18 protein-coding genes are annotated in these 23391 nt (G+C 73.8%); 13 read left to right on the top strand and 5 right to left on the bottom strand.

Going from position 1 to position 23391, the window contains the following annotated elements; all coding sequences use genetic code 11:
• Positions 1-7: 7 nt before the first annotated feature.
• The 9 genes from ACFV57_RS18685 to ACFV57_RS18645 all read left to right on the top strand — a co-directional run bounded on the left by ACFV57_RS18685 (position 8) and on the right by ACFV57_RS18645 (position 10195).
• Positions 8-1048 carry an LLM class flavin-dependent oxidoreductase gene (locus ACFV57_RS18685; protein ID WP_385232899.1) on the top strand — a complete coding sequence of 347 codons (1041 nt, stop codon included), beginning with the start codon at positions 8-10 and terminating at the stop codon, positions 1046-1048.
• A 77-nt stretch (positions 1049-1125) separates the two neighbouring features.
• Complete coding sequence (locus tag ACFV57_RS18680; protein ID WP_385232999.1) at positions 1126-2415, top strand: NtaA/DmoA family FMN-dependent monooxygenase; 1290 nt, start codon at positions 1126-1128, stop codon at positions 2413-2415.
• 4 nt (positions 2416-2419) lie between these two features.
• Positions 2420-3223 (top strand): DUF1684 domain-containing protein, encoded by an 804-nt coding sequence (locus tag ACFV57_RS18675; protein WP_385232896.1) that lies wholly within the window; start codon positions 2420-2422, stop codon positions 3221-3223.
• Between the two features lie 255 nt (positions 3224-3478).
• Entirely contained in the window at positions 3479-4387 is a 909-nt protein-coding gene (locus ACFV57_RS18670) for a S1 family peptidase (RefSeq protein ID WP_385232893.1), read from the top strand.
• 210 nt (positions 4388-4597) lie between these two features.
• Entirely contained in the window at positions 4598-5569 is a 972-nt protein-coding gene (locus tag ACFV57_RS18665; protein ID WP_385232890.1) for a slipin family protein, read from the top strand.
• 445 nt (positions 5570-6014) lie between these two features.
• Entirely contained in the window at positions 6015-7079 is a 1065-nt protein-coding gene (locus ACFV57_RS18660; protein WP_385232887.1) for a S1 family peptidase, read from the top strand.
• Positions 7080-7840: 761 nt separating this feature from the next.
• Positions 7841-8716 (top strand): GNAT family N-acetyltransferase, encoded by an 876-nt coding sequence (locus ACFV57_RS18655; RefSeq protein WP_385232884.1) that lies wholly within the window; start codon positions 7841-7843, stop codon positions 8714-8716.
• The gene (locus ACFV57_RS18650; RefSeq protein WP_385232881.1) at positions 8713-9582 is read left to right on the top strand and encodes a lysophospholipid acyltransferase family protein; all 870 of its coding nucleotides are present in this window, start codon (positions 8713-8715) and stop codon (positions 9580-9582) included. Before ACFV57_RS18655 ends, ACFV57_RS18650 begins: the two co-directional genes overlap by 4 nt.
• A complete protein-coding gene (locus ACFV57_RS18645) occupies positions 9575-10195 on the top strand; it encodes a DedA family protein (RefSeq protein WP_385232879.1) in 621 nt (206 codons plus the stop codon). The genes ACFV57_RS18650 and ACFV57_RS18645 overlap by 8 nt, the downstream gene beginning before the upstream one ends.
• A 124-nt stretch (positions 10196-10319) precedes the next feature.
• On the opposite strand, the gene ACFV57_RS18640 is transcribed toward ACFV57_RS18645, so the two are convergent.
• Positions 10320-10745, bottom strand: coding sequence for a subtilase-type protease inhibitor (locus ACFV57_RS18640; protein ID WP_385232876.1), 426 nt, complete (start codon positions 10743-10745; stop codon positions 10320-10322).
• Positions 10746-11240: 495 nt separating this feature from the next.
• Between ACFV57_RS18640 and htpG the strand changes: the two genes are divergently transcribed.
• On the top strand, positions 11241-13166 hold the full coding sequence (htpG, locus tag ACFV57_RS18635) for a molecular chaperone HtpG (RefSeq protein WP_385232873.1): 1926 nt from the start codon (positions 11241-11243) through the stop codon (positions 13164-13166).
• Between the two features lie 72 nt (positions 13167-13238).
• On the opposite strand, the gene ACFV57_RS18630 is transcribed toward htpG, so the two are convergent.
• The gene (locus tag ACFV57_RS18630) at positions 13239-13967 is read right to left on the bottom strand and encodes a TetR family transcriptional regulator (RefSeq protein WP_385232870.1); all 729 of its coding nucleotides are present in this window, start codon (positions 13965-13967) and stop codon (positions 13239-13241) included.
• A 128-nt stretch (positions 13968-14095) separates the two neighbouring features.
• On the opposite strand from ACFV57_RS18630, the gene ACFV57_RS18625 reads away from it, so the two are divergent.
• Positions 14096-14860 carry an SDR family NAD(P)-dependent oxidoreductase gene (locus ACFV57_RS18625; protein ID WP_385232867.1) on the top strand — a complete coding sequence of 255 codons (765 nt, stop codon included), beginning with the start codon at positions 14096-14098 and terminating at the stop codon, positions 14858-14860.
• Positions 14861-14938: 78 nt separating this feature from the next.
• Here the strand turns inward: ACFV57_RS18625 and ACFV57_RS18620 are convergent, their stop codons facing one another.
• The gene (locus tag ACFV57_RS18620) at positions 14939-16036 is read right to left on the bottom strand and encodes an ABC transporter permease (protein ID WP_385232864.1); all 1098 of its coding nucleotides are present in this window, start codon (positions 16034-16036) and stop codon (positions 14939-14941) included.
• Between the two features lie 244 nt (positions 16037-16280).
• Here ACFV57_RS18620 and ACFV57_RS18615 point away from each other — a divergent pair, with 244 nt between their 5' ends.
• Positions 16281-20045: a DNA polymerase III subunit alpha gene (locus ACFV57_RS18615; protein WP_385232862.1), complete on the top strand. Its 3765-nt coding sequence runs from the start codon at positions 16281-16283 to the stop codon at positions 20043-20045.
• Complete coding sequence (locus ACFV57_RS18610) at positions 20042-21133, top strand: helix-hairpin-helix domain-containing protein (RefSeq protein ID WP_385232859.1); 1092 nt, start codon at positions 20042-20044, stop codon at positions 21131-21133. Before ACFV57_RS18615 ends, ACFV57_RS18610 begins: the two co-directional genes overlap by 4 nt.
• Here the strand turns inward: ACFV57_RS18610 and ACFV57_RS18605 are convergent.
• Together ACFV57_RS18605 and ACFV57_RS18600 are read right to left on the bottom strand one after the other, a co-directional pair.
• Complete coding sequence (locus ACFV57_RS18605) at positions 21097-21753, bottom strand: pyridoxamine 5'-phosphate oxidase family protein (protein WP_385232856.1); 657 nt, start codon at positions 21751-21753, stop codon at positions 21097-21099. The two genes, ACFV57_RS18610 and ACFV57_RS18605, sit on opposite strands and share 37 nt — an antisense overlap.
• 447 nt (positions 21754-22200) lie before the next feature.
• The gene (locus ACFV57_RS18600; RefSeq protein ID WP_385232853.1) at positions 22201-23238 is read right to left on the bottom strand and encodes a lytic polysaccharide monooxygenase; all 1038 of its coding nucleotides are present in this window, start codon (positions 23236-23238) and stop codon (positions 22201-22203) included.
• Positions 23239-23391 lie beyond the last annotated feature (153 nt).

The raw sequence follows: 23391 nt of genomic DNA, 5'->3' as shown, positions 1-23391 counted from the left end.
CCGTCCCATGACCCTGCCCCCCTGCTCCCTGCGCCCCCTGCACCTCGCCGTCGCCCTCGACGGCCCGCCCCGCCGGGCCCGCCGCGGCCCCGAGGCCTACGACCCGGAGCACTACGTCCGCCTGGCCGGGCTCGCCGAGCGCGGCACCCTGGACTTCGTCACGCTCGGCGACTCCTTCGCCCGGCCGGGGCCGGACGCCCTCGCCGTACTGGCCCGGGTCGCGCCGCGCACCGGGCGCATCGGCCTGGTGCCGACCGTCACCACCACCCACACCGAGCCGTTCCACGTCTCGACCGCCGTGAACACCCTGGACTGGGTCAGCCGCGGCCGGGCGGGCTGGACGGTGGAGGTGTCCAGGACCCGCGCCGAGGCCGGCCTCTTCGGCCGCCGCGACGCCGCGCCCGCCGACGCGCTGTGGCGCGAGGCCGGGGAGGTCGCCGACGTGGCCGGCCGGCTGTGGGACAGCTGGGAGGACGACGCGGAGATCCGCGACATCGCCACCGGCCGCTTCGTCGACCGCGACAGGCTCCACTACGTCGACTTCCACGGCACGTCCTTCTCGGTGCGCGGGCCGTCCATCACGCCCAGGCCGCCGCAGGGCCGCCCGGTCGTCGCCGTCGACGCGACGGCCCGGCCCGCGCGGGAGGTGGCCGCGGCGCACGCCGACATCGCGTTCGTACGGGCCGAGGACCCCGGCACGGCGGGCGCCGCCCGCACCGAACTGCGCGAACGCGCCCGCGCCCTGGGCCGCGACCCGGACCGGCTGCTGGTGCTCGCCTCGCTGCCCGTCGAGCTCTACTCCTCCGGCGACGCCGTCGGGCTCGCCGACCTGATCGGCGACTGGCACGCGGACGGCGCGAGCGACGGCTTCCACCTGCGGCCCGCCGAACCCGCGCGCGACCTCGCCCTGCTCGTCGACGGCACCGTGCCGGTCCTCCAGCACCGCTGCCGGCTCCGCCGTTTCTACCCGGGCGCCACCCTGCGCGAGCACCTCGGTCTGCCGCGCCCGGCCAACCGCTACGCCCCGGCCCGGAAGGTCTCCTCGTGACCACGACCAGCATCCCGTCCCGTACGGCAGCCACCCTCGCCGTGCCCGCCCCTCCCACCGCGCCGGACCGCAGGCGCATGCACCTGGCCGCGCACTTCCCCGGCGTGAACAACACCACCGTCTGGACCGACCGGGAGGCCGGATCACAGATCGACTTCGCCTCCTTCGAGCATCTGGCCCGTACCGCCGAGCGCGGCCGCTTCGACTTCTTCTTCCTCGCCGAGGGGCTGCGGCTGCGCGAGCACAAGGGGCGCATCCACGACCTCGACGTCCTGGGCCGCCCGGAGTCGCTGACCGTGCTGAACGCGCTGGCGGCCGTCACCGACCGGCTGGGCCTGGCGGCGACCGTCAACACCACCTTCAACGAGCCGTACGAGCTGGCCCGGCGGCTGTCGACCCTGGACCACCTCAGCGCGGGCCGCGCCGCCTGGAACGTGGTCACCACCTCCGACGCGTTCACCGGCGAGAACTTCCGCCGCGGCGGCTACCTCGACCGCGCCGACCGCTACACCCGCGCCGCCGAGTTCGTCGCCACGGCCCGCGAACTGTGGGACTCCTGGACACCGGGGGGCGTACCGCGGCCGGTCGACCACCAGGGCCCGCACTTCACCGTCCGGGGTGCCTTCACCCTCCCGCGCAGCCCGCAGGGCCACCCCGTCATCATCCAGGCGGGTGACTCCGCCGAGGGCCGCGACTTCGCCGCCGCCACCGCCGACGTGATCTTCACCCGGCACAGCACCCTGACCGCCGGGCAGGAGTTCTACGCCGACGTCAAGGGCCGGCTGGCCGCCCACGGCCGGGACGCCGACTCCCTGAAGATCATGCCGGGCGTCACCTTCGTCCTCGGCGACACGGCGGCCGACGCCCAGGAGCGGGCCGTCACGATCCGCCGGCAGCAGGTCTCGCCGCAGAACGCGCTGCTGGCACTGGAACAGATCTGGGGCGTGGACCTGTCCGCGTACGACCCGGACGGGCCGCTGCCGGCCTTCGACCCGGAACCGGACTCCGAACTGGCTCAGGGCCGGGTCCGGATCGCCGACCCGAAGGCGGTCGCCGACCGCTGGCGGGCGCTGTCCGAGGCCAAGGGCCTGTCGATCCGTGAGACCGTGATCGAGACGACCGGGCGGCAGTCCTTCGTCGGTACGCCCGCCGCCGTCGCCGACGAGATGACCGCCTTCGTGGCCGCCCGCGCCGCCGACGGCTTCATCCTCGTACCGCACCTGACCCCCGGCGGCCTGGACGGCTTCGTGGACCGGGTGGTGCCGCTGCTCCAGGAGCGCGGCGTCCTGCGGACGGAATACGAGGGCACGACGCTGCGCTCTCACTTGGGGCTGCCGGATACGGTACGGCCCGTAGGGAAGGACTGACCGCATGAGCACCACGAGCAGTACCAGCGCACGGGCCGAGCAGGACTGGCGGGAATGGCACGAGCGGCGGGCCGCCGAGATCGCCCTGCCGTACGGGCCGCTCGCGCTGACCGCCACCCACTGGCTCGCCGACTTCCCCGACGGCCGCCTCGACGGAGTACCGGGCCACTGGACCCAGGACGGCGACGCGGTGGTCCTGCGCGCGTCCGCCGCCGACGGGCTGACCGTGGCCGGGGCCCCGCTGGACGGCGCCGAACGGCTCGGCCCGGACGGCGCCCCCGCGACGGCCCGGGTGGCGCACGAGGGCCGGCGGCTGCCGGTGCTGCGCCGCGAGGGACAGTGGGCCGTCCGCGTCTTCGACCCCGGCTCCGAGGCCCGGCGCACCTTCGGCGGGATCGACGTCTTCCCGTACGACGAGGACTGGGTGCGGCCCGGACTGTTCCGGCCGTACGGCGCGGGCCGCACGGTCCAGGTGCCGAACGCCGACGGGCAACAACGGGGCCTCGGCCTCGCCGGTGAGCTGGCCTTCACCCTGGACGGCGACGAGCACACGCTCCAGGTCGCCGTCGAGGCGGACGGCACGCTGTGGGCGGTCCTGGCCGACACGACCAGCGGCACGGACAGCTACCGCTTCCGCTTCCTGCGGACCCCGGCCCCCGCGGCCGACGGCACCGTCCCCGTGGACCTCAACCGCACCCTGCTGCCGCCCTGCGCCTTCGCCGACCACTTCATCTGCCCCTTCCCGCCGCCCGGCAACACACTGCCCTTCGCGCTGCGCGCGGGCGAGCGGAACCGCCTCGCGCGCTGAGCCGTCACAGTCCCGACCGAGGGGGTCAACGGCCGCCCCGGGAGCGCCGGTTGGTGCTGCCGGGGCGGTTGTGCGCACGGCGCCGGCCGCGCGTCCGAAAGGCACCCTTGCGCGGTCGGTCCGCGCCCCCGAAACTCCCGAGCAGCGCTGTCCGGGGCACGCGCGAACGGGACGTGCGGAGTCCCGCGTGCCCACCGGGCGGTGTCACACGGACCTGCCCACCGGCGGGTCCCCCCGATCCCCTCGGAGGCAGCAGTGAGACACGAGCGCACCACCCCCCGGAGCGGCATCGCCAGACGCGGCCGGCTGATCGCCCTCGCGTCCGGACTGGCCGCGGTCGGCGCCATGGCCCTGCCGACCGCCCACGCGGGCGAACCCGCCCCGCCCACCACGTTCAGCGCCTCCCAGCTCGCCGCCGTGAGCGACTCCGTACGGTCCGCGGACATCGCGGGCACCGCCTGGGCCGTCGACCCGAAGACCGGCAAGGTGGTCGTCCAGGCCGACAGCCGGGTGACCCCGGCACAGCTCGACCGGATCGAGCAGGCCGCCGGCGCCAACGCCGGCGCGCTGAAGGTGGAACGCGTCCCCGGCGTGCTGCGCAAGCTGATCTCCGGCGGCGACGCCATCTACGCGACCAGCTGGCGCTGCTCCCTCGGCTTCAACGTCAAGAAGGGCAGCACGTACTACCTGCTGACGGCGGGCCACTGCACCGACGGCAACCCGCCCTGGTACACCAACTCCTCGCACAGCACGAGCCTCGGCCCGACCGCCGGGTCCAGCTTCCCCGGCAACGACTACGGCCTGGTCCGGTACGGCAACAGCGCCGTCTCGCACGAGGGGACGGTCGGCGGCCAGGACATCGCCCGGGCCGGCAACGCGACCGTCGGCCAGAGCGTCACCCGCCGCGGCTCCACCACCGGCACCCACAGCGGCAAGGTCACCGGCCTGAACGCCACCGTCAACTACGGCAGCGGCGACGTCGTCAACGGTCTGATCAAGACCACCGTGTGCGCCGAGCCCGGCGACAGCGGCGGCCCCCTCTACGCGGGCAGCACGGCACTCGGCCTGACCTCCGGCGGCAGCGGCAACTGCTCCTCCGGCGGCACGACCTACTTCCAGCCGGTCACCGAAGCGATCAGCGCGTACGGGGTCAGCATCTACTGACCCCGAGGGCCGCCCGGCCCGTGCACCGGGCGGCCCGCAGTACCCCACGCAGCCGGCAGCAGCACCTCGGCCCCCGTCCGCACCGGCGGACGGGGGCTCGTCCGTGGGGCGCGGACCGGGCCGACGCGCACTCTCGACCGTTGCAGGAGCCGGTCATACCGTGGTGAGGACGCACGACTCGGGCAGGGGCGCGTACGGCAGGGGGCCGTGATGGTCGAGGAACTGGTGACGGCCGGGGTCGCGCTGGCCTCGGCGGGGGCGGTGTACGTGATGGCCGCGGCGCGGGTGGTCAAGCAGTACGAGCGGGGCGTCGTCCTGCGGCTGGGCAGGCTGACGTCGGCCCCCCGCCCGCCGGGCTTCACCATGATCGTTCCGGGGGTCGACCGGATGCGCAAGGTCAACATGCAGATCGTCACGATGCCGGTGCCCGCGCAGGAGGGCATCACCCACGACAACGTGACGGTCCGGGTGGACGCGGTGGTCTACTTCAAGGTCGTGGACGCCGCCGACGCGGTGGTCAAGGTCGAGGACTACCGCTTCGCGGTCTCCCAGGTCGCCCAGACCTCGCTGCGCTCCATCATCGGCAAGAGCGACCTGGACGACCTGCTCTCCAACCGGGAGAAGCTCAACCAGGGGCTGGAAGTGATGATCGACAGCCCGGCGCTGGGCTGGGGCGTGCAGATCGACCGGGTGGAGATCAAGGACGTGTCGCTGCCGGAGACCATGAAGCGGTCGATGGCGCGCCAGGCGGAGGCCACCCGCGACCGGCGGGCCCGGGTCATCAACGCCGACGCCGAACTCCAGGCGTCCAAGAAGCTGGCCGAGGCGGCGCAGGCGATGTCCGACCAGCCCGCCGCCCTGCAACTGCGCCTGCTGCAGACGGTGGTGGCGGTCGCCGCCGAGAAGAACTCGACGCTCGTGCTGCCTTTCCCGGTGGAGCTGCTGCGATTCCTGGAGCGCTCCGGCCTCCAGGCGCAGGCGCAGACGGACGCGTACGAGCGGCAGCGGCCCGCCGCGCCCGGACCGCCGGAGACCGCGCGGGAGACCGCACCCGGGGCCGCGCGGGAGCCTGCGCCCCGCGCCGGGGCCGCGCCGGAACAGATACCCCTGTCCGGAACCGCGCCGGGTGCCGAAGCGGCTGCCGCGCTGGAGGAGTTGCCGGAGGCGGAACAGCTCCCCTGAGGCGGAGTGGCCGCTTCCGGAGGAGCAAATCCTGTCCTGATGTGCGAAGCACGTCCCTCGATGGGTTGATTCTCCCTCGCGCCGTATCGATGCCGGTGGGCGAAGTCCGGCCTGGAGCATCGATTTTCAGACAGGTGTAGACCAGGGCTGAGGCTCGCCCCGGCCACTCCAAAGTGTTCGTTTGGTGTCCGCACAGGGGGACGACGTGCGCGGATATCGGAACGCCGGATGAACGAGCGGTTGAGCGGCTGCCGATCTCCAGACCGGATCTCGGTCTTGTGCGCGAGCACCGTTAATCGGAATACTCGAAACCGCGCATTGGCATGGACGCGACTTCCTGCGGCAGGCTGCGCAGGGATCTCCCGTTCTGTGTCTGTTCCTCAACACCCTCCGGGCCCGCGGACCCCCACACCCCGCGGCCCATCCCCCCACGGAAGGCTTTGAGTTGAAGCACCGACGGAATACCCAGCGGCGCGCGGTCCTGGCCGGCGCGGGAGCACTGGCCCTGGCGGCCACCGCCACCCTCACCCTGGCCAACGCCAACGCGGCGGACGGACCGGCCGCGAAGCAACTGACGCCCGCCGCGGCCACCGCGCTCGCGTCGCAGCTCAACGGCCATGCGGCCGGTTCGTACTACGACGCGGGGACCAAGAAGCTGGTGGTCAACGTGGTCGACCAGAAGGCGGCCGACGCCGTACGGGCGAAGGGCGCCGAGGCCAGAATGGTCCGGCACAGCCTCGCCCAGCTCGACGCGGCCCGGGCGACGCTCAAGCAGCGGGCCACCGTGCCCGGTACGGCCTGGGCGATGGACCCGCGCAGCAACAAGATCGTCGTCACCGCCGACCGCACCGTCACCGGTGCCGAGCTGGACAAGGTCGGCAAGGTTGTCAAGAGCCTCGGCAGCAAGGCCGAGCTGCGGCGCAGCAAGGCCGAGTTCACCCCGTTCATCGCCGGCGGCGACGCGATCTGGGGGAGCAGCTCGCGCTGTTCGCTCGGCTTCAACGTCGTCAAGGGCGGCAAGCCGTACTTCCTGACCGCCGGCCACTGCGGCAACGCCGTGAAGTCGTGGTCGGACAAGCAGGGCGGCCAGGAGATCGCCACCACCGAGGACTCCAAGTTCCCGGGCAGCGACTACTCCATCGCCAAGTACACCGGGGACACCGCGCACCCGAGTGAGGTGAACACCTACGGCGGCAGCCCGCAGAAGATCACCAAGGCCGCCGAGGCGACCGTCGGCCAGAAGGTCACGCGCAGCGGCAGCACCACCCAGGTGCACGACGGCACGGTCAAGGCGCTCAACGCGAGCGTCAACTACCAGGAGGGCACGGTCGAAGGGCTGATCCAGACCGATGTCTGCGCCGAGCCCGGCGACAGCGGCGGCGCGCTGTACGACGGCGACTCGGCGCTGGGTCTGACCTCGGGCGGCAGCGGCGACTGCTCCTCGGGCGGCGAGACCTACTTCCAGCCGGTCCCGGCCGCCCTGAAGGCGGTCGGCGCGGAGATCGGCTGACGCCGATGTCGTGAGCACGGCCATTTCGTAGCGGAACGGCCCCGGGCGCAATTGCCGCCGGGGGCCGTTTCCGTTTTCCGGGCGGACGGCTGTCCGGCCGTCCGGAAAAAGAATAGGAAAGGAGTCTGTGTAATTACCGCCAGGTCGGCGGGTGTCGGCCGGACGAGGTGCGGGTGGGTCGACTCCGGGCCTCGTCGACTCCCCCCCACGCCTTCCAGGGAATCGTTTTCACTACGCCGGGCCGGCCCGTTGAAATGTTGACGAGAAAGTCATGTGACCCGCCCATTCGAAGGGGATGTGAGGCAGCTCTCAAGCGTGCCGCTTTTCGGGGAAGCGGCTGGCAAATGTCCGGTATGAGGATGTTTTGCCGGGGTGGCGCGTGACGACTTCAGGAAGTCGGGAGCCCTTTGCCGAATTGCCCTCCCGGCTTTCCCCCGCGGCGGCCGGAACCGATTTGCCAAGCCCGGTGCGGCTGGCTCTAATGATGCATCAGCCCCGTGGCCGAAAAGAATCCGGCGCGAGCCGGTGAGCCGCACGCCATGCCGTTACGGCGGGCGGCGCGAGGGCTTCCGCGTTGCCGTCCCGTGGAGGGGGCGGGGCGGCAGCGCGGACCGCGGGCCGGCGTGCGGAGTTCACCCGGCGGACCGCGGGCGGCCCGACGAAAGTAAGGGGCGGCGGGTGCCTTTCGGGCAATGTCCGGGCGGAGCGGGATTCCTAGCGTCGGAGGCGACCGGTTTCCCGCACGGAGAACAGGACCCGCCATGCTCCCGACCGCCGCGCCCGCCACCGTCCCGACCGCCCCTGCCGCCCAGGGCCCGGTGCCCGCCACCCCGATGTCCGCCACCCCGGCACCCACCACGCCGGCCGACGGCCGCCCCGCCTACGTCACCTCCTTCGCCGGGACGCCCGCGGAGGTACGGGCCGCGCAGCGGCTGCGGTACGCGGTGTTCGCGGGGGAGCTGGGCGCCACCCTCCGTACGCCCCTGCCGGGCCACGACGTGGACGGCTTCGACGACCTGGCGGACCACCTGATCGTCACCGAGACGGCCACCGGCGACGTGGTCGGCACCTACCGCCTGCTGCCGCCCGGCCGCACGGAACGCTCGTACGCCGCGGCCGAGTTCGACCTGCGCGCCCTGCACGGACTGCGGGCCCGCACGGTCGAGGCGGGCCGCTCGTGCGTCCACCCCGACCACCGCTCCGGCGCCGTCGTGAACCAGATGTGGGCGGCGCTCGCGCGCTACGTCACGCTGTCCGGGCACCGCTACCTGGCGGGCTGCGCCTCGGTGCCGCTGCACGACGGCGGGCGCGCCGCGGCGGACGCCTGGCTGCTCGGCTCCACCCGGCACGCGTCTCCGCCGGACCTGCGGGTGCACCCGCGGCGCCCGTGGATACCCGGCCCGCCCGACGCGGCGGGCCCGCCGCCCGGTGACGGCGCGCCGGGCGCGGACCGCGCGGGCGGGCCGAGCTATGCGCGACTGCCCCCGCTGCTGCGCGGCTACCTGCGGATCGGCGCCTGGATGTGCGGCGCGCCGGCACACGACCCCGAGTTCGGCGTCGCGGACTTCTTCGTCCTCCTGGACATGGAGCGGCTCAACGACCGCTACCGCCGCTTCTTCCTCGGGGACTCCCGGTGAATGCGTGGGCCGCGGCCTCGACCTGCACCCCGCGCTGCGCCCGGCACACCGCCCCGCGGGTGTCCGCCCCGCGCCGCGTCGCGCGCTATGCCGGACTGGCCGGGGCGCTGGCCGCGGGGGCCGCCGCGGGGGAGCGGCTCGCCGACCCGGCGACGATGCGGCTGCGGGCCGCCGCCGTACTGCGGGCGCTCGGGGTGCGGGTGGAGACCGTGACCGGCGGCTCCGGAGCAGCGGATGCCCCAGGGGCGTACGGCAGTTCCTGTACGGCCGCCCCCGCTCCGTACGGCGGGCCGCTCAGTGTGCCGCGCCCGCCGGGCGGTCCGGGCACGCTGATCGTCGCCGACCACATCTCCTGGCTGGACGTCATGGCCCTGCTGGCCGTCGAGCCGGCGACGGCGCTGGCCAAACGCGAGATCGGCCGGTGGCCCCTGCTGGGCCCGCTCGCCAGGAAGGCGGGCACCCGGTTCATCGACCGTGGGGAGCTGCGCGAACTGCCGCACGTCGTGGCGGACCTGGCGCGGATTCTGCGTGGCGGCCGGTCCGTGCTGGTCTTCCCGCAGGGCACCACCTGGTGCTCGGCCGCGGCCGGGCGGTTCCGGCGGGCCACCTTCCAGGCCGCGATCGACGCGGGCGCCCCCGTACGGCCGGTGACGGTCTCCTACACCCAGCACGGCGTCCCGAGCACGGTGGCGGCCTACCTCGGAGACGAGGGGTTCGGCCGTTCGCTGCATCGCGTGGCCGGGGCCGGCGGGCTCACCGTACGGGTGGCCGTCCACCCGCCGCTGGAGCCCGTGGGGGACCGGCGCGCGCTGGCCGAGCGGGCGCAGCGCGCCGTGTGCGCGGGGGAGCGGCCCGCCCATGGGTGACGTGCTGGGGCAGCTGGTGGAGCTGCTGCGGGGGCAGTTGGACTCGCCGTGGCTGTGGGGAATCGTCTTCGTGGTGGCCGGGCTGGACGCGCTGCTGCCGTTCATGCCGAGCGAGACCACCGTGGTGATGGTGGCGGTGCTGCTCGGTCCCGACCTGCCGCGGCTCGCCGCGCTGGCGGCGGTGGCGGCGGCGGGCGCGCTGTGCGGCGACTGCCTCGGTCACGCGGTCGGCAGGTGGGGCGGCCCACGGCTGATCGCGCGGCTGCTGCGCGGGGAGCGTGGCAGGCGGCGGTACGCCTGGGCCTGCGACGCGGTCGCGCGGCACGGGACGCTGCTGGTGGTCGCGGCGCGGTTCCTGCCGGGCGGGCGGGTGGCGGCGGGCCTGTCCACCGGCGGACTGCGGTTCCCGCTGCGGCGGTTCGTCCTGCTGGACGCCGCGGGCGCGGGGCTGTGGGCGGTGACGAGTACGGGGATCGGCGCGATCGGCGGGGCCGGGTTCGCCGAGGAGCCGGTCAAGGGGGTGCTGCTGGCGTTCGGGCTGGCCCTGGCGGTGGTCGTGGCGGTGGAGGGGGCCCGCCGGGTGCGGGCCGCGCGTCCGACGTCGGCGCGCTGACCGCCCGCCGGGGCGCCGTGCCGGAACGGCAGCGGCCCCCGGACATCCGCGGGGATGTCCGGGGGCCGTGGCGGTGCGGCCGCGAGGTGCGGGCGGCCGGACCGCTCAGCGGATCACCGCCCGGTCAGAACTCGAAGACCAGGCCCTTGCCGCCCTCCATCGCGCAGGGGTTGGCGAAGGTGTGCTCGTAGGCGACGCGGCGGCCCTGCCAGACGCCGTTCGCGGTGACCGTGACCGGGTTCCACTCCTTGGTGCACATGCGGTCCGAGGCGGACTTGGTGATCGCGTCGAAGTTCCCGTTCGCGGTGCGCAGCTGGGCGCAGGCGGCACGCGCCATGGGGTGCGAACCGGTCCCGGACGAGCTACAGCTCAGCGATACCGCGCGCTGGATGGAGGCCGTAGCGGCGGTGTCCCCGTACCCGACGGTGAGGACCAACTCCGAGGGTGCGTACAGGCTCTTCGGCGCCGCGGGCTGTGCCTGGGCCGTGGTGGCCAGGCCGCCGAGTGCGAGCGCCGCGCCCAGCGCGATCCCCCCAGTGATGTACCGCATTTTCGAACACTCCTTTGGTTGTTGTCTCGAATGCCGGACACCGAGGAGTCTGGCCGAGGCGCATCAGGAAAGCACATCCATCGGTTACTTCTGGTCGATGGTTGAAAACTCAGCGTGGTGGCGTGAAGTCGAGTGACGGGTGTTTCGGTACGCGATGTGTGCTATGCCGTGCGGTCAGCGGGAACATCAGGGGCGTCGGGTTCCGGACGGGGTGGTTGTGCAGTGAATAACAGCCAACTCCTGGTGTTCGCGGGGGTGCGGGGGGCTCGTACGGGTTCGCCGCTAATGGCCGAAGTGCGGTGGATGGCGGGGGTGTTGCGAAGGGCGGGGGCGGGGTGGCCGCCGGTGGCGGCGGGGCGGGCGGCCCGTCGCGCGCGGGCGGCCGTACGGCTGTCCGTACGGCCGTGCCGCGGAAGCACCCGTGCGCTCCGACCAGCTGATCTACAGTTCTCGGGAGAGCCCGTCACCTGGTGACACGAGAAGGAATTGACACATATGCCGACCGAGACGTTCGAGTTCCAGGTAGAAGCACGACAGCTCCTGCAGATGATGATCCACTCGATCTACTCGAACAAGGACGTTTTTCTGCGCGAGCTGATCTCCAACGCCTCCGACGCGCTGGACAAACTGCGCCTCGAAGCGCTGCGCGACGACACGCTCGACGCCGATGTCTCCGACCTCCACATCGCCATCGAGACCGACGCCGATGCCCGGACGCTGACCGTCCGCGACAACGGCATCGGCATGTCGCACGACGAAGTGGTCCAGCTCATCGGGACGATCGCGAACTCCGGCACCGCCAAGTTCCTCCAGGAGCTGAAGCAGGCCAAGGACGCGGCCACAGCCGAGGGGCTGATCGGGCAGTTCGGCGTCGGCTTCTACGCCGCGTTCATGGTGGCCGACGAGGTCACGCTGGTCACCCGGCACGCGGGGCAGAGCGAGGGCACCCGCTGGTCGTCGACCGGCGAGGGCACGTACACCGTCGAGCCGGTCGAGGGCGCGCCGCAGGGCACCGCCGTCACCCTGCGGCTCAAGCCGGTGGACCAGGAGGACCAGCTCTTCGACTACACGTCCCGCTGGAAGATCAGGGAGATCGTCAAGCGGTACTCCGACTTCATCACCTGGCCGGTCCGGATGGCCCCCGAGGCCGCGGCCGAACCGGACCAGGACACGGAGGACGGCGAGGCCGCCGCGCCGGAGCCCGAGACGCTCAACTCGATGAAGGCGCTGTGGGCGCGCTCCCGGGACGAGGTGAGCGACGAGGAGTACCACGAGCTCTACAAGCACATCAGCCACGACTGGACCGACCCGCTCGAAACCCTGCGGATGCAGGCGGAGGGCACGTTCGAGTACCAGGCGCTGCTGTTCCTGCCCGCCCGCGCGCCCCAGGACCTGTTCGCGCGCGAGCACCGGCGCGGCGTGCAGCTCTATGTCAAGCGCGTCTTCATCATGGACCACTGCGAAGCGCTGCTGCCCGAGTACCTGCGCTTCGTCAAGGGCGTCGTCGACGCCCAGGACCTGTCGCTCAACGTCTCCCGCGAGATCCTCCAGCAGGACCGTCAGATCCAGCTCATGCACCGCAGGCTGGTGAAGAAGGTGCTGTCCACCATCAAGGAGATGATGACCCAGCGCCCGGAGAACTACGCCACGTTCTGGGGCGAGTTCGGCCGGGTCGTCAAGGAGGGCCTGCTCAGCGACCAGGAGAACCGCGACGCCATCCTGCGCGTCGCCTCGTTCGCCACGACCCACGACCAGGAGAAGCCGGCCACCTTCCAGCAGTACGTCGAGCGCATGAAGGAGGGCCAGGAGCACATCTACTTCATGACCGGCGAGTCCCGTACCGCGATCGAGAACTCGCCGCACATGGAGGCCTTCCGGGACAAGGGCTACGAGGTGCTGCTGCTGACCGACCCGGTCGACGAGGTGTGGGTCGAGACCGTCCCCGAGTTCGACGGCAAGCCGCTGCGGTCGATCGCCAAGGGCGAGGCGGACCTCGCCGAGGAGGAGACCGAGGAGGTCAAGGCCGAGCGGGAGAAGCGGCAGGAGGACTTCGCCGGTCTGCTGACCTGGATGACGGAGCGGCTCGGCGAGCAGGTCAAGGAGGTGCGGCTGTCCTCCCGGCTGACCGTCTCCCCGGCCTGTGTCGTCTCCGACACCGACGACGTGACCCCGGCGCTGCGCAACATGTACCGCGCCATGGGCCAGGAGCTGCCCGAGGCCAAGCGCATCCTGGAGCTCAACCCCGGTCACCCGCTGGTCGAGGGGCTGCGCAAGGCCCAGGCCGAGCGTCCCGACGACGCGGACCTCGCCGGGACGGCGGAGCTGCTGCACGGCATGGCGCTGCTCGCCGAGGGCGGGGAGCTGAGCGACCCGGCGCGCTTCACCAAGCTGGTGGCGGAGCGGCTGGAGCGCGCGCTGTAAGCGACGTGCCGGGGGCGGGCGACGCCCCGCCCCGTACGACTGCCGCCGGGCCCTTTTCGGGGCCCGGCGGTGTCATGTCCGGCGCCGGTCCAGTCCGGGCAGGCCCGCCGTCAGTGCGCGCATGTTCCGCACCACCAGCTCGGCGGGGCCGTCCGCCCGCTCGTCCGGGGCGTCGTCGTCCGCCGCGGCCCAGGTCTCCACCGCGACCCGCATCGCCGTGTTCGCGGCTGCCGCCGCGAGCCGCGCCTCCGGTGCCCCGGCGTCCGTCATCCCGGCCAGGACGGGGATCAGCGCCTCCTCCGAGTCGTGGTGGACGCGGTGCCAGACCGCGCGCAGCGCCGGGTCGTCCCGCATCGCCCGCAACAGTCCGCGCGTCCAGCGCAGCGCCTCGGCGGCCCGCTCGTCGGACGGCGTCAGCGCCCGGCGTGCCGCGCGCTCCAGCACGTCCCGTACGGGCAGGTCGTCCGCCTCCCCGGCCAGCCGCCGCAGGTCCGCGAGCCACTGCCGGACGCCGACGGCGAGCAGCGGCGCGACGGCGTCCTCCTTGGTGCGGAAGTAGCGGTAGAAGGTGCGCGGGGCGACACCGGCGGCGCGGGCGATGTCGTCGGCGGTGACGCCGGTGCCGTGCTCGGCGAACAGCGCCGCCGCGGCGCGGGCGATCTCCTGCTGGGTCGCCGCTTTGCGCCGCTCGGTCAGGGAGGGGAAAGGAGAGCCGGGATACGAGGGAGCGGGGGCGGGGCCAGGGGCTGGATCAGGGGCCGGCGCGGCTGCCGGTGGGGTGGGGCGCGGTGCGATGGACATGGGATGAGCCTACGGCGCCCGTACGACAAGGTGGCACGACGCGCGAAAGTGGCACAACGTGCCACCTGGGCGTACGGTGCCGGTGTCGTCCGCGGCGGACGCGGACACCGAGGGCAGGAGTAAGCCGTATGGAACGCTTCGACGGACGCCGCGTCCTGATCACCGGGGCCGGGTCGGGGATCGGGCAGGCCACCGTCCACCGCGTACTGGCCGAGGGCGGCCGGGTGGTGGCCGCCGACATCAGCGAGGCGGGGCTGAAGACCACCGCGGAGCGCGCCGCGGCGGACGGCCGCGGCGACCGGCTGAGCACCGCGGTCCTGGACATAGCGGACGAGGCCGCGGCGCGCGCCGGCGTCGCCGCCGCCGTCGAGGAGCTGGGCGGACTGGACGTCCTGGTCAACGCGGCGGGCATCCTGCGGGCCTCGCACACCCACGAGACCAGCCTGGACGCCTTCAACCGGATCATCGCGGTCAACCTGACCGGCACCTTCCTGATGATCCGCGAGGCGCTGCCCGCGCTGCTGCGCGGCCGGGCGCCGGTGGTGGTCAACTTCAGCTCGACCTCCGCCGCGTTCGCGCACCCCTACATGGCGGCGTACGCGGCCAGCAAGGGCGGCATCCAGTCCATGACGCACGCCATCGCGAGCGAGTACGCCAAGCAGGGGCTGCGCGCGGTGTGTGTGGCGCCGGGGTCCGTACGGTCCGGCATGACCGACGACCCGGGCCTGCCGGCGGACGCCGACATGAGCCTGTTCGTGAAGCTGATGCCGGCCATCGGCGAGGGCTTCGCGCCCCCGGAGACGGTCGCGGGCGTCATCGCGATGCTCGCCTCCGAGGACGGCGCGTTCGTCACCGGTACGGAGATCCGTATCGACGGCGGTACGCACATGTGAGGGCGGCGGTGGCGTCCGCCGCCGGCATGGGGGGCCGGGGCGGATGCCGCCGTCATGGGGCCGGGGCGGGCGCCGCCGTCACTGCCGTACCTCGCTGCGGTTGATCACCGTACGGCCCTTGGTGAGGGCGGCGAAGACCAGCGTCAGGACGGCGCCCGCGACGGCCCAGGCGGACAGCACCAGCAGCGGGCCGGTCACCGCGTTGCCGTGGAAGTACGCGATGGAGCGGGCCACCCAGGTGCCGGCGCCCGGCGGCAGCGCGGGGCCGATCGCGCGCCAGAAGGCCGGCAGCAGGGGGTAGGGGTAGGCGCCGCCCGCGCTGGGGTTGCCGGCGATCACCACCACGAGGATGGTCAGGCCGATGCCGATGATCCCGGCGACGGCCTGGAAGGCGAAGGTGGTGGCGCCCACCGCGAACACGATCAGCGCGCCCAGGCCCCACAGCCCGAAGAGGCTGCCGGGCATGGCCCCCAGGACGGGGCCGATGACGACGGCCCCGGCCAGGCCGGTGAAGACCGAGTAGATGGCGAGCGCGCCCAGCCGGACGGTGGCCCGCTTGAGGTTGGCGGGGCGGGCGCCGAAGCTGATCGCGAGGATCGCGGCGCACAGATAGCCGCCCACGCACCAGCCGACCACCAGGTAGAACGAGGACAGGCCGCGGGTGTCGTCCTGGTCCGCGGGGGCGATGTCCTGGACCTGCACGGTGCGCTTCTGGGCCTTCTCGGCCTGGGTGACGACCTGTTCGACGGCCTGCGAGAGCGAGGCACCGGAACCACTGGCCACCAGCAGCTTGTCGGTGGTGCCGCGCGGGTCGACGACCAGCGCGCCGTCGATGTCCCGCTCCTTGATCTGCCGTGCCGCGTCCGCCTCGGAGGAGGCCGTGCGCGGATCGAGGGGGGAGCCCGGCAGCTTGTCGAGCCGTTCGACGAGCTGCCCGCCCATCTGCTGGGGCGCGACGACCGCGAGCGGGACGTCCTTCGGCTTGGGGGAGTGGAAGGCGCCCGCGTACGAGGCGATGAACAGGGCCGTCAGGGCCAGTACGCCGATCATCAGCAGCGCGGCCCGGGCCGAGATCGCGTCCTTCACCTCCCCGAGGAAGCTGGTGTTCGGGGTGTCCTCGCCCCGGGTGTCCCGGGTGTTCTGGCTGTCGCGGGTGCCGTCGTCCGCCGTGGCCATGCGCCACTCCCTCGCCCTGTCGTACCGAGTGGTTCTTCCGTTCTCGGACCTTTTGCCCCATATCTTCCGGCGCATTACGGATCTTCGCAGGCCGGGCGGGCTGATCGGGGCGGAGGAGTGTTCGGGGCGAGCGGCGGCAGGCGCTGTTCGAATTTCGTACGGTTGTTCGAGAAAAGAGTTATGGTGGAACCGCGACGGGGGACGCAGCAACGGTCAGGGGGTGTACGAGCGGCAGGAGGCGCGGATGCCACGGTTCACGCATCTGCACACCGCCTCGGGCTTCTCCCTGCGGTACGGCGCCGCCCACCCGGAGCGGCTCGCCGAGCGCGCCGCCGAACGCGGCATGGACGCCCTCGCGCTGACCGACCGGGACGGCCTGGCCGGCGCCGTCCGCTTCGCCAGGGCCGCGGCCGCGGCCGGTGTCCGCCCGCTGTTCGGCACCGAACTGGCGGTGGCCCCGCCCCCGGACGGCCGCCCGGCGCAGGGCGTCGCCCCCGGTACGGCCCGGCGGCGCGGCCCGGTGCGCGGCGGCGCGTTCATCGACGAGTCCGCGGCCCGCGCCGTCTTCCTCGCCCGGGACGGCGCGGCCGGCTGGGCCATGCTCTGCCGCCTGGTCTCGGCCGCGCACGCGAGCGCCCTGCCAGGGGAGTCCGCCCGGCCCGTACTGACCTGGGCCGCCCTCACCGAAGCGGTGCGCGCCGGGGCGCCGGACGCGGTCACCGTCCTGCTCGGCCCGGACTCCGAGACCGGCCGCGCGCTGGCCGCGGGACGCCCCGACCGCGCCGCCCGGCTCCTCGCCCCCTGGCGCGAACTGTTCGGCGACGCGCTGCGCCTGGAAGTCGTCGACCACGGCCGCACCGGCACCGGGCCCGGCTCGCTGCGCCTCGCCGCCCGCACCCTCGGCTTCGCCGTCGAACACGGCGTCCGCGCCGTACTGACCAACGCCGTCCGCTACACCGACCCCGGCCAGGGCCCGGTCGCCGACGTCCTGGACTCCGCCCGCCGCCTGGTCCCGGTGGACCGGCACCGCCCGGAGACCCGGGACGGCGGCGAGCGATGGCTCAAGGACGCGAACGCGATGGCCCGCACCGCCGAGCGGGTCGCCGAGGCGGCCGGACTCGGGCGCGACACCGCGCGACGGCTGCTGGAGATGACCGAGGAGACGGCCGCCCGCTGCCGGGTCGACCCGCAGGACGACATCGGACTGGGCACCGTCCACTTCCCCGAACCCCGCCTGGTCGGCGCCGCCCGCCGCACCGCAGGCCGGGTGCTGCGCTCGCGCTGCGCCGCCGGGATGGTGCTGCGCGGCTACGACCGGCGCCGTAAGTACTGGGAGCGGATGGACCGCGAACTGGACATCATCGAGCACCACGGCTTCGCCTCGTACTTCCTGACCGTCGCCCAGGTCGTCGAGGACACCCGGGACCTGGGCATCCGGGTCACCGCGCGCGGCTCGGGCGCGGGCTCGCTGGTCAACCACCTGCTGGGCATCGCACACGCCGACCCGGTCGAACAGCGGCTGCTGATGGAGCGCTTCTTGTCCAAGCGCCGCGCGGTGCTGCCCGACATCGACATCGACGTGGAGTCCGCGCGCCGCCTGGAGGTCTACCGCGCGATCTTCGACCGGTTCGGCACCGAGCGGGTCGCCACCGTCGCCATGCCCGAGACCTACCGCGTCCGGCACGCCGTACGGGACGTGGGCGCGGCACTGGGCATGGACCCGGCCGAGGTGGACCGGCTGGCCAAGGCCTTCCCGCACATCCGGGCCCGCGACGCCCGCGCGGCCCTCGCCGAACTGCCGGAGCTGCGCGGCGTGGACGCGGACCGGTACGGGCCGATGTGGGACCTGGTCGAGGCGCTGGACGCGCTGCCGCGCGGTATCGCCATGCACCCGTGCGGGGTGCTGCTCTCGGACGCCTCGCTGCTGGACCGCACCCCCGTCGTGCCGACCCGCAGCGAGATCCCGCACCGCGACGGCGAGGGCGGCTCCCCGCTGCCGATGTCGCAGTTCGACAAGGACGACGTGGAGGAGATGGGGCTGCTCAAGCTGGACGTGCTGGGCGTACGGATGCAGTCCGCGATGGCGCACGCGACCGCCGAGATCGGGCGGGCCACCGGCCGCGCCGTCGACCTCGACGACCCGGCGCAGGTGCCGCCCGGCGACCCCGCCACGTACGGCCTGATCCGCTCCACCGAGACGCTCGGCTGCTTCCAGATCGAGTCGCCGGGCCAGCGCGACCTGGTCGGCCGGCTACAGCCCGCCACCTTCCACGACCTGGTGGTCGACATCTCGCTGTTCCGTCCAGGGCCGGTCTCGGCCGACATGGTGCGGCCCTTCATCGAGGCCCGGCACGGCCGCCGGCCCGCCCGCTATCCGCACCCGGACCTGGAGGGGCCGCTGCGCGAGACGTACGGCGTGGTCGTCTTCCACGAGCAGGTCATCGAGATCCTGCGGATCATGACCGGCTGCGACCGGGGCGAGGCGGACGAGAAGCGGCGCGCGCTGTCGAAGCCGGAGATACAGGGGCAGGTGCGGGCCTGGTTCACGGAGCGGACCAGCCGGCGGGGGTACGCCCCCGAGGTGGTCGAACGCACCTGGGAGATCGTCGAGGCGTTCGGCTCGTACGGTTTCTGCAAGGCGCACGCGGTCGCCTTCGCGGTGCCGACGTACCAGTCCGCCTGGCTCAAGGCGCACCATCCGGCGGCCTTCTATGCCGGGCTGCTCACCCACGACCCGGGGATGTACCCGAAGCGGCTGCTGCTGGCGGACGCGCGGCGGCGCGGGGTGCCGGTGCTGCCGTTGGACGTGAACCGGTCGGCGGTCGCCCATCGAATCGAACTGGTGTCTGACGCAGGGGGTGTGGCGGGTGTCTCGGGTGCGGCCGGGGCCGGTGTGCCGGGTCCGGCCGAGGGTCCGGCTCCCGGGGACGGGACGGCGGTCTGGGGGCTGCGGCTCGCGCTGGCCGACGTGCACGGAATGAGCGAGGCCGAGGCCCGGCGCATCGAGGACGGGCAGCCCTACGCCTCGCTCCCGGACCTGTGGCGGCGGGCCCGCCCCAGCCGCCCGGTCGCCGAACGCCTCGCCCGGGTCGGCGCGCTGGACGCCTTCGGCGCCAACCGCCGCGACCTGCTGCTGCACCTGGCCGAACTGCACGGCCGGCAGCGGGGCGTGGCGGCGGGGCAACTGCCCCTCGACGCCGGGGACGGCCCCGGCGCGCCCGTCGAGGCGGTCGAACCGGCCGGGCTGCCCGACCTGAGCGACGTCGAACGGCTCAGCGCCGAGCTGGGCGTCCTCGGCATGGACACCACCCGGCACCTGATGAGCGACCACCGGGAGTTCCTCGCGGAGCTGGGGGCGCTGCCCGCCAAGCGGCTGCGCGACGCCGAGAACGGGGAGACGGTGCTGGTCGCCGGGGCCAAGGCGGCCACCCAGACCCCGCCGATCCGCTCCGGGCGCCGGGTCATCTTCACCACCCTCGACGACAGTACGGGCCTGGTCGACTGCGCCTTCTTCGACGATTCCCACGAGGCCTGCGCGCACACCGTCTTCCACTCCTGGCTGCTGCTCGTGCGCGGCACGGTCCAGCGGCGCGGGCCGCGCAGCTTCAGCGTGGTCGGCGCCGCCGCCTGGAACCTGGCCGAGCTGGCCGAACTGCGCCGCGAAGGCGGCCTGGAGGCGGTCACCGCGCGCCTCGCGGAAGGAGGCCGGACGACGGACCCGGCCGGGGCGGCGGACGGCGGGGCGGGCGACGGCGGCGCGGCGGACGGTGGCGCGGTGCCGCGCCGGGTGCACAGCGAGCCGGGCCGCGCCGGTTCGGCGGCGGCCGAGGCGACCTGGGCGGGCGCGGCCCAGGAGCCGCGGCCGGGCGCGGAACCGGCTGCCGCCGGCCGCACCATCCGGCTGGAGACCGGCTACGAGCTGCACCCCTGGGCCGACCTCCGCCCGGCGGGCGAAGGCGCCGGCACCGGGCGCAAGCTGTGGCACGCCAGCCCGGGGAGCGCGGGATGACCGGCGGGAGCGGGACGGCCGCGGGGGCCGGGGCGCCGGTCGAGATGCTGTACGTACGGTTTTGCGCCGCCGGGGACGGGAGCGCGGAGCGCGGCGGTACCGGCGGCGGCCCGGACGCGCCCCTCGGTGAGGAGACGTACGGCCAACTCCTGAGGCTGCTCGGCCAGTTCACGCCGGTGATCGAGGCGCTGCCGCCGGACGCCGCGCTGGCCGACGTACGGGGAGCGCTGCGCTACTTCGAACGGGACGCCGTGGGCATCGCCGAACTGATCCGGCTGCGGGCGCTGGCGTGGTACGGCGTGCGGTGCACGATCGGCATCGCCGGAAACCCGCTGCTCGCGCGGATGGCGGCGCAGGGAGCCGCGCCCGGCGAGGTGCGCCGCGTCCCCGGGGACGGCGTCGCGGACTTCCTCGACCGCAAACCGGCCGCCGCGCTGCACGGCGTCGGCCCGGCGACCGCACGCGCCCTGTGTGCGTACGGGCTGGACAGCGTCGGCCGGATCGCCGCCGCGCCGCCCGCGACCCTGCAGCGCATCCTCGGCGCGAAGACCGGCCGGGCGGTGCACGACAAGGCCCGCGGGATCGACCCGAGCCCGGTCACCCCGAACGCCGCCGCGCGCTCGATCGGCGCCGAACACCGCTTCGCGCACGACGAGCTGGACCCGGACCGGCGGCGGCGCGCGCTGCTCTCGCTCGCGGACGACCTCGGCGCCCGGCTGCGCGGCAGCGGCCGGGCGGCCCGCGCGCTCACCCTCACCGTCCGCTACGCCGACCGCTCCACGACGACGCGCACCCGACGGCTGCCCGAACCGACCGCGCACGGGCCCGCGCTGACGGACGCGGCGTACGCGCTGCACGCGGCGCTCGGACTGCAGCGGGCACGCGTACGGTCCGTGGCGCTGCGGGCGGAAGACCTGTGCCGCGCCGAACTCGCCACCCGGCAGCTGACGTTCGACCCGGCCGAGGACAAGGCGCGCCGCATCGAGGCCGCCGTGGACCGGGCGCGGGAGCGCTTCGGCGAGGCGGCGGCCCGGCCCGCGGCGAAGCTCGCTCAGCCGTACAGCCGGTCCGCGTACCGCGGGCCGTAGTGCGCCTCCAGGGTCTCCAGCGGGATGTCGGGGACCTCGACACCCTTGGCTATGCGGGCCCGGGAGGGCATCGCGTCGGGCTGCCAGCTCTCCGGCTGCCACAGCTGGGAGCGCAGGAACGCCTTGGAGCAGTGGTAGAAGACCTCGTCGATCTCCACGAGCAGCACCAGCCGGGGGCGGTTGCCCTTGACGACCATGTCGTCGAAGAACGGGGCGTCGCGCAGGATGCGGCCCCGGCCGTTGACGCGCAGGGTGTCGCCGCGCCCGGGGAGGACGTAGTTCAGCCCGACCTGCGGGTTGGCGAGGATGTTGCGAAAGCCGTCCAGGCGCTTGTTGCCGGGGCGGTCCGGTATCGCGAGTGTCGTGTCGTCCAGCACCAGCGTGAAACCGGCCGGGTCGCCCTTGGGCGAGACGTCGCACCGGCCCTCGGCGTCCGCCGTGGCCAGATAGCAGAACGGCGAGCGCGCCAGCCACTGCCGGTCCAGGTCGTGCAGGCGCGTGCGGGTCTTGTTCGCCGCGTGGTCGCCCGGCTCGCCGATCAGCTCCCGCAGCTCGCGCTCGGACACGACCTCCGCGACCTGTCCGGTCGCCGCGCCCTTGGCCCACTCCCTCGTCGTCACGGTGCTCCCCCTCGTCAGCAAGGTCAACTCCCTGTGACTGTACGGGACCCCACTGACAACGGCCCGGCGCGGGTGTCCCTCCGCGGGCATCGGGGATTGCGGGATTCCGCGATTTCCCCGCGGATTCCCGGGATTTGCCCGCCGGAACGGGAATCTCCGGTGAGCTGCCCGGCGCTGAGGGATGACACGTGGTGGGAAGCCCCACGGCCGGGCGCGCCCGCCGTGCTGTCACGCCGCACCACAGGGGAGTGCGGCGCGGGAGCGGGGCGCGCGTGGCGGCGCCGCCGCCCCCTGAGGTGAAGGAAAGGGGACGGCGGCGCCAGTGTGGGGGGTGGTGCGGGGCCCGTGAAGTCGGTGGGGGATGGCCCCACGGGGACTTTGGGGAGAGAGGGGCCCCGCGGGGCCAGTGGGGGATGACCCCGCGGGTGGTCCGGGGGAGCGGGCGGGTCAGCCGCGCTGCCTGGCCGCCTTGCGTCGCGTGCTCGCGAACAGGACCGAGGCGCCCAGCGCCAGGACGGCCGCGCCGCCGACGGCTATCGGCGCGGTCGAGCTGTCGCCGCCGGTCTCCGCGAGGTGGCTGCCCGCCGCCTGCCGGACGCCGGCCCGCTCGGCGCCCGCCATCTCGGCCGCGCCGCCGTTGGGACGCGCCGCGTTGCCCGCGCCGCCGTCGTCGGGCGCCTTGCCGCCGTCACCGGCCGCCGCCGCGCCGTCGTGGGAGCCGTGCGCGCCCTGGCCGCCGTGGTGCATGTGGTCCATGGACGACTTGTCCGCTTCCGCGGCGATCTGCCGGTCGCTCGGCGCCGCGGCGGCCGGGCCCGACGCCGCCGCGCCCTTGCCCGTACCGCCGCCGCCCTTGCCGAAGACGACGTCCGAGCACGTGTAGAACGCCTCGGGGCTGTCCGAGCGCTGCCAGATGCTGTAGATCAGGTGGCGGCCGGACCTGGCGGGCACCTTGCCGCCGAAGACGTAGTCGCCGTTGGTCAGCTTCGGGTTGGTGACCTTGGCGAACGGCTCGGACTCCAGGTCGGACCACTTGAGCGGCTTGGTGGGGTCGTAGCCGTCCTTGGTGATGTACAGCTCGAAGGAGCCGCGGTGCGGTGCGGTCGCCTTGTAGCGGAAGGTGTGGTCGCCCGCCTTCAGATTCGAGGACGGCCAGTCGGCCCGCGGCAGGTCCAGGCCCTTGTACTCGGCGCTGTCGGCGCTGCACAGCTTCCCGTCCGGGATGCGCTTCTTGGACTGCCCGCCCGCGTTGCCGTCCCGTACGCCGTTCCAGTCGTACAGGGCCTGGGTGCCGCCGGCCGCGACCATCGCCTTGCAGGCCGCGGACTTCGGGTGCTCGGGGCCCTCGGCGAAGCAGGCGGAGATCCGGCTGACCGGGTCGGTCATCGAGCCGTGGGCGACGGCCGGGGTCGCGGTGAGCGCGGTGAGCGCCAGCGGGGCGATCCCGGTCAGCGCGATCCCGGCGGCCTTGCGGCGAGCGGTCATCGTGGGGGTCTCCTTCGTCGGATCAGGGGGAGCGGCATCGGCCGGAGCGCCCGGCTCCGTCGGTGCGATTCAGCACGCTAGCCCCGCTGAGCAGCGGATTCGGGCCCGAAAGCCGGTCCGCGGCGATCTTTATGGCCCTCTTAAGGGAGATCT

Origin of the sequence: Streptomyces sp. NPDC059788 (assembly GCF_042732265.1) — a bacterium.
Taxonomy (GTDB): Bacteria; Actinomycetota; Actinomycetes; order Streptomycetales; family Streptomycetaceae; genus Streptomyces.
This window is presented reverse-complemented; position numbering and strand designations above follow the sequence as displayed.

Coding starts and splice junctions, on each gene's coding strand:
- ACFV57_RS18685 (WP_385232899.1), top strand. CDS start 8: ATGACCCTGCCCCCCTGCTCCCTGCGCCCCCTGCACCTCGCCGTCGCC.
- ACFV57_RS18680 (WP_385232999.1), top strand. CDS start 1,126: ATGCACCTGGCCGCGCACTTCCCCGGCGTGAACAACACCACCGTCTGG.
- ACFV57_RS18675 (WP_385232896.1), top strand. CDS start 2,420: ATGAGCACCACGAGCAGTACCAGCGCACGGGCCGAGCAGGACTGGCGG.
- ACFV57_RS18665 (WP_385232890.1), top strand. CDS start 4,598: ATGGTCGAGGAACTGGTGACGGCCGGGGTCGCGCTGGCCTCGGCGGGG.
- ACFV57_RS18655 (WP_385232884.1), top strand. CDS start 7,841: ATGCTCCCGACCGCCGCGCCCGCCACCGTCCCGACCGCCCCTGCCGCC.
- ACFV57_RS18645 (WP_385232879.1), top strand. CDS start 9,575: ATGGGTGACGTGCTGGGGCAGCTGGTGGAGCTGCTGCGGGGGCAGTTG.
- ACFV57_RS18640 (WP_385232876.1), bottom strand. CDS start 10,745: ATGCGGTACATCACTGGGGGGATCGCGCTGGGCGCGGCGCTCGCACTC.
- htpG (WP_385232873.1), top strand. CDS start 11,241: ATGCCGACCGAGACGTTCGAGTTCCAGGTAGAAGCACGACAGCTCCTG.
- ACFV57_RS18630 (WP_385232870.1), bottom strand. CDS start 13,967: ATGTCCATCGCACCGCGCCCCACCCCACCGGCAGCCGCGCCGGCCCCT.
- ACFV57_RS18625 (WP_385232867.1), top strand. CDS start 14,096: ATGGAACGCTTCGACGGACGCCGCGTCCTGATCACCGGGGCCGGGTCG.
- ACFV57_RS18620 (WP_385232864.1), bottom strand. CDS start 16,036: ATGGCCACGGCGGACGACGGCACCCGCGACAGCCAGAACACCCGGGAC.
- ACFV57_RS18615 (WP_385232862.1), top strand. CDS start 16,281: ATGCCACGGTTCACGCATCTGCACACCGCCTCGGGCTTCTCCCTGCGG.
- ACFV57_RS18610 (WP_385232859.1), top strand. CDS start 20,042: ATGACCGGCGGGAGCGGGACGGCCGCGGGGGCCGGGGCGCCGGTCGAG.
- ACFV57_RS18600 (WP_385232853.1), bottom strand. CDS start 23,238: ATGACCGCTCGCCGCAAGGCCGCCGGGATCGCGCTGACCGGGATCGCC.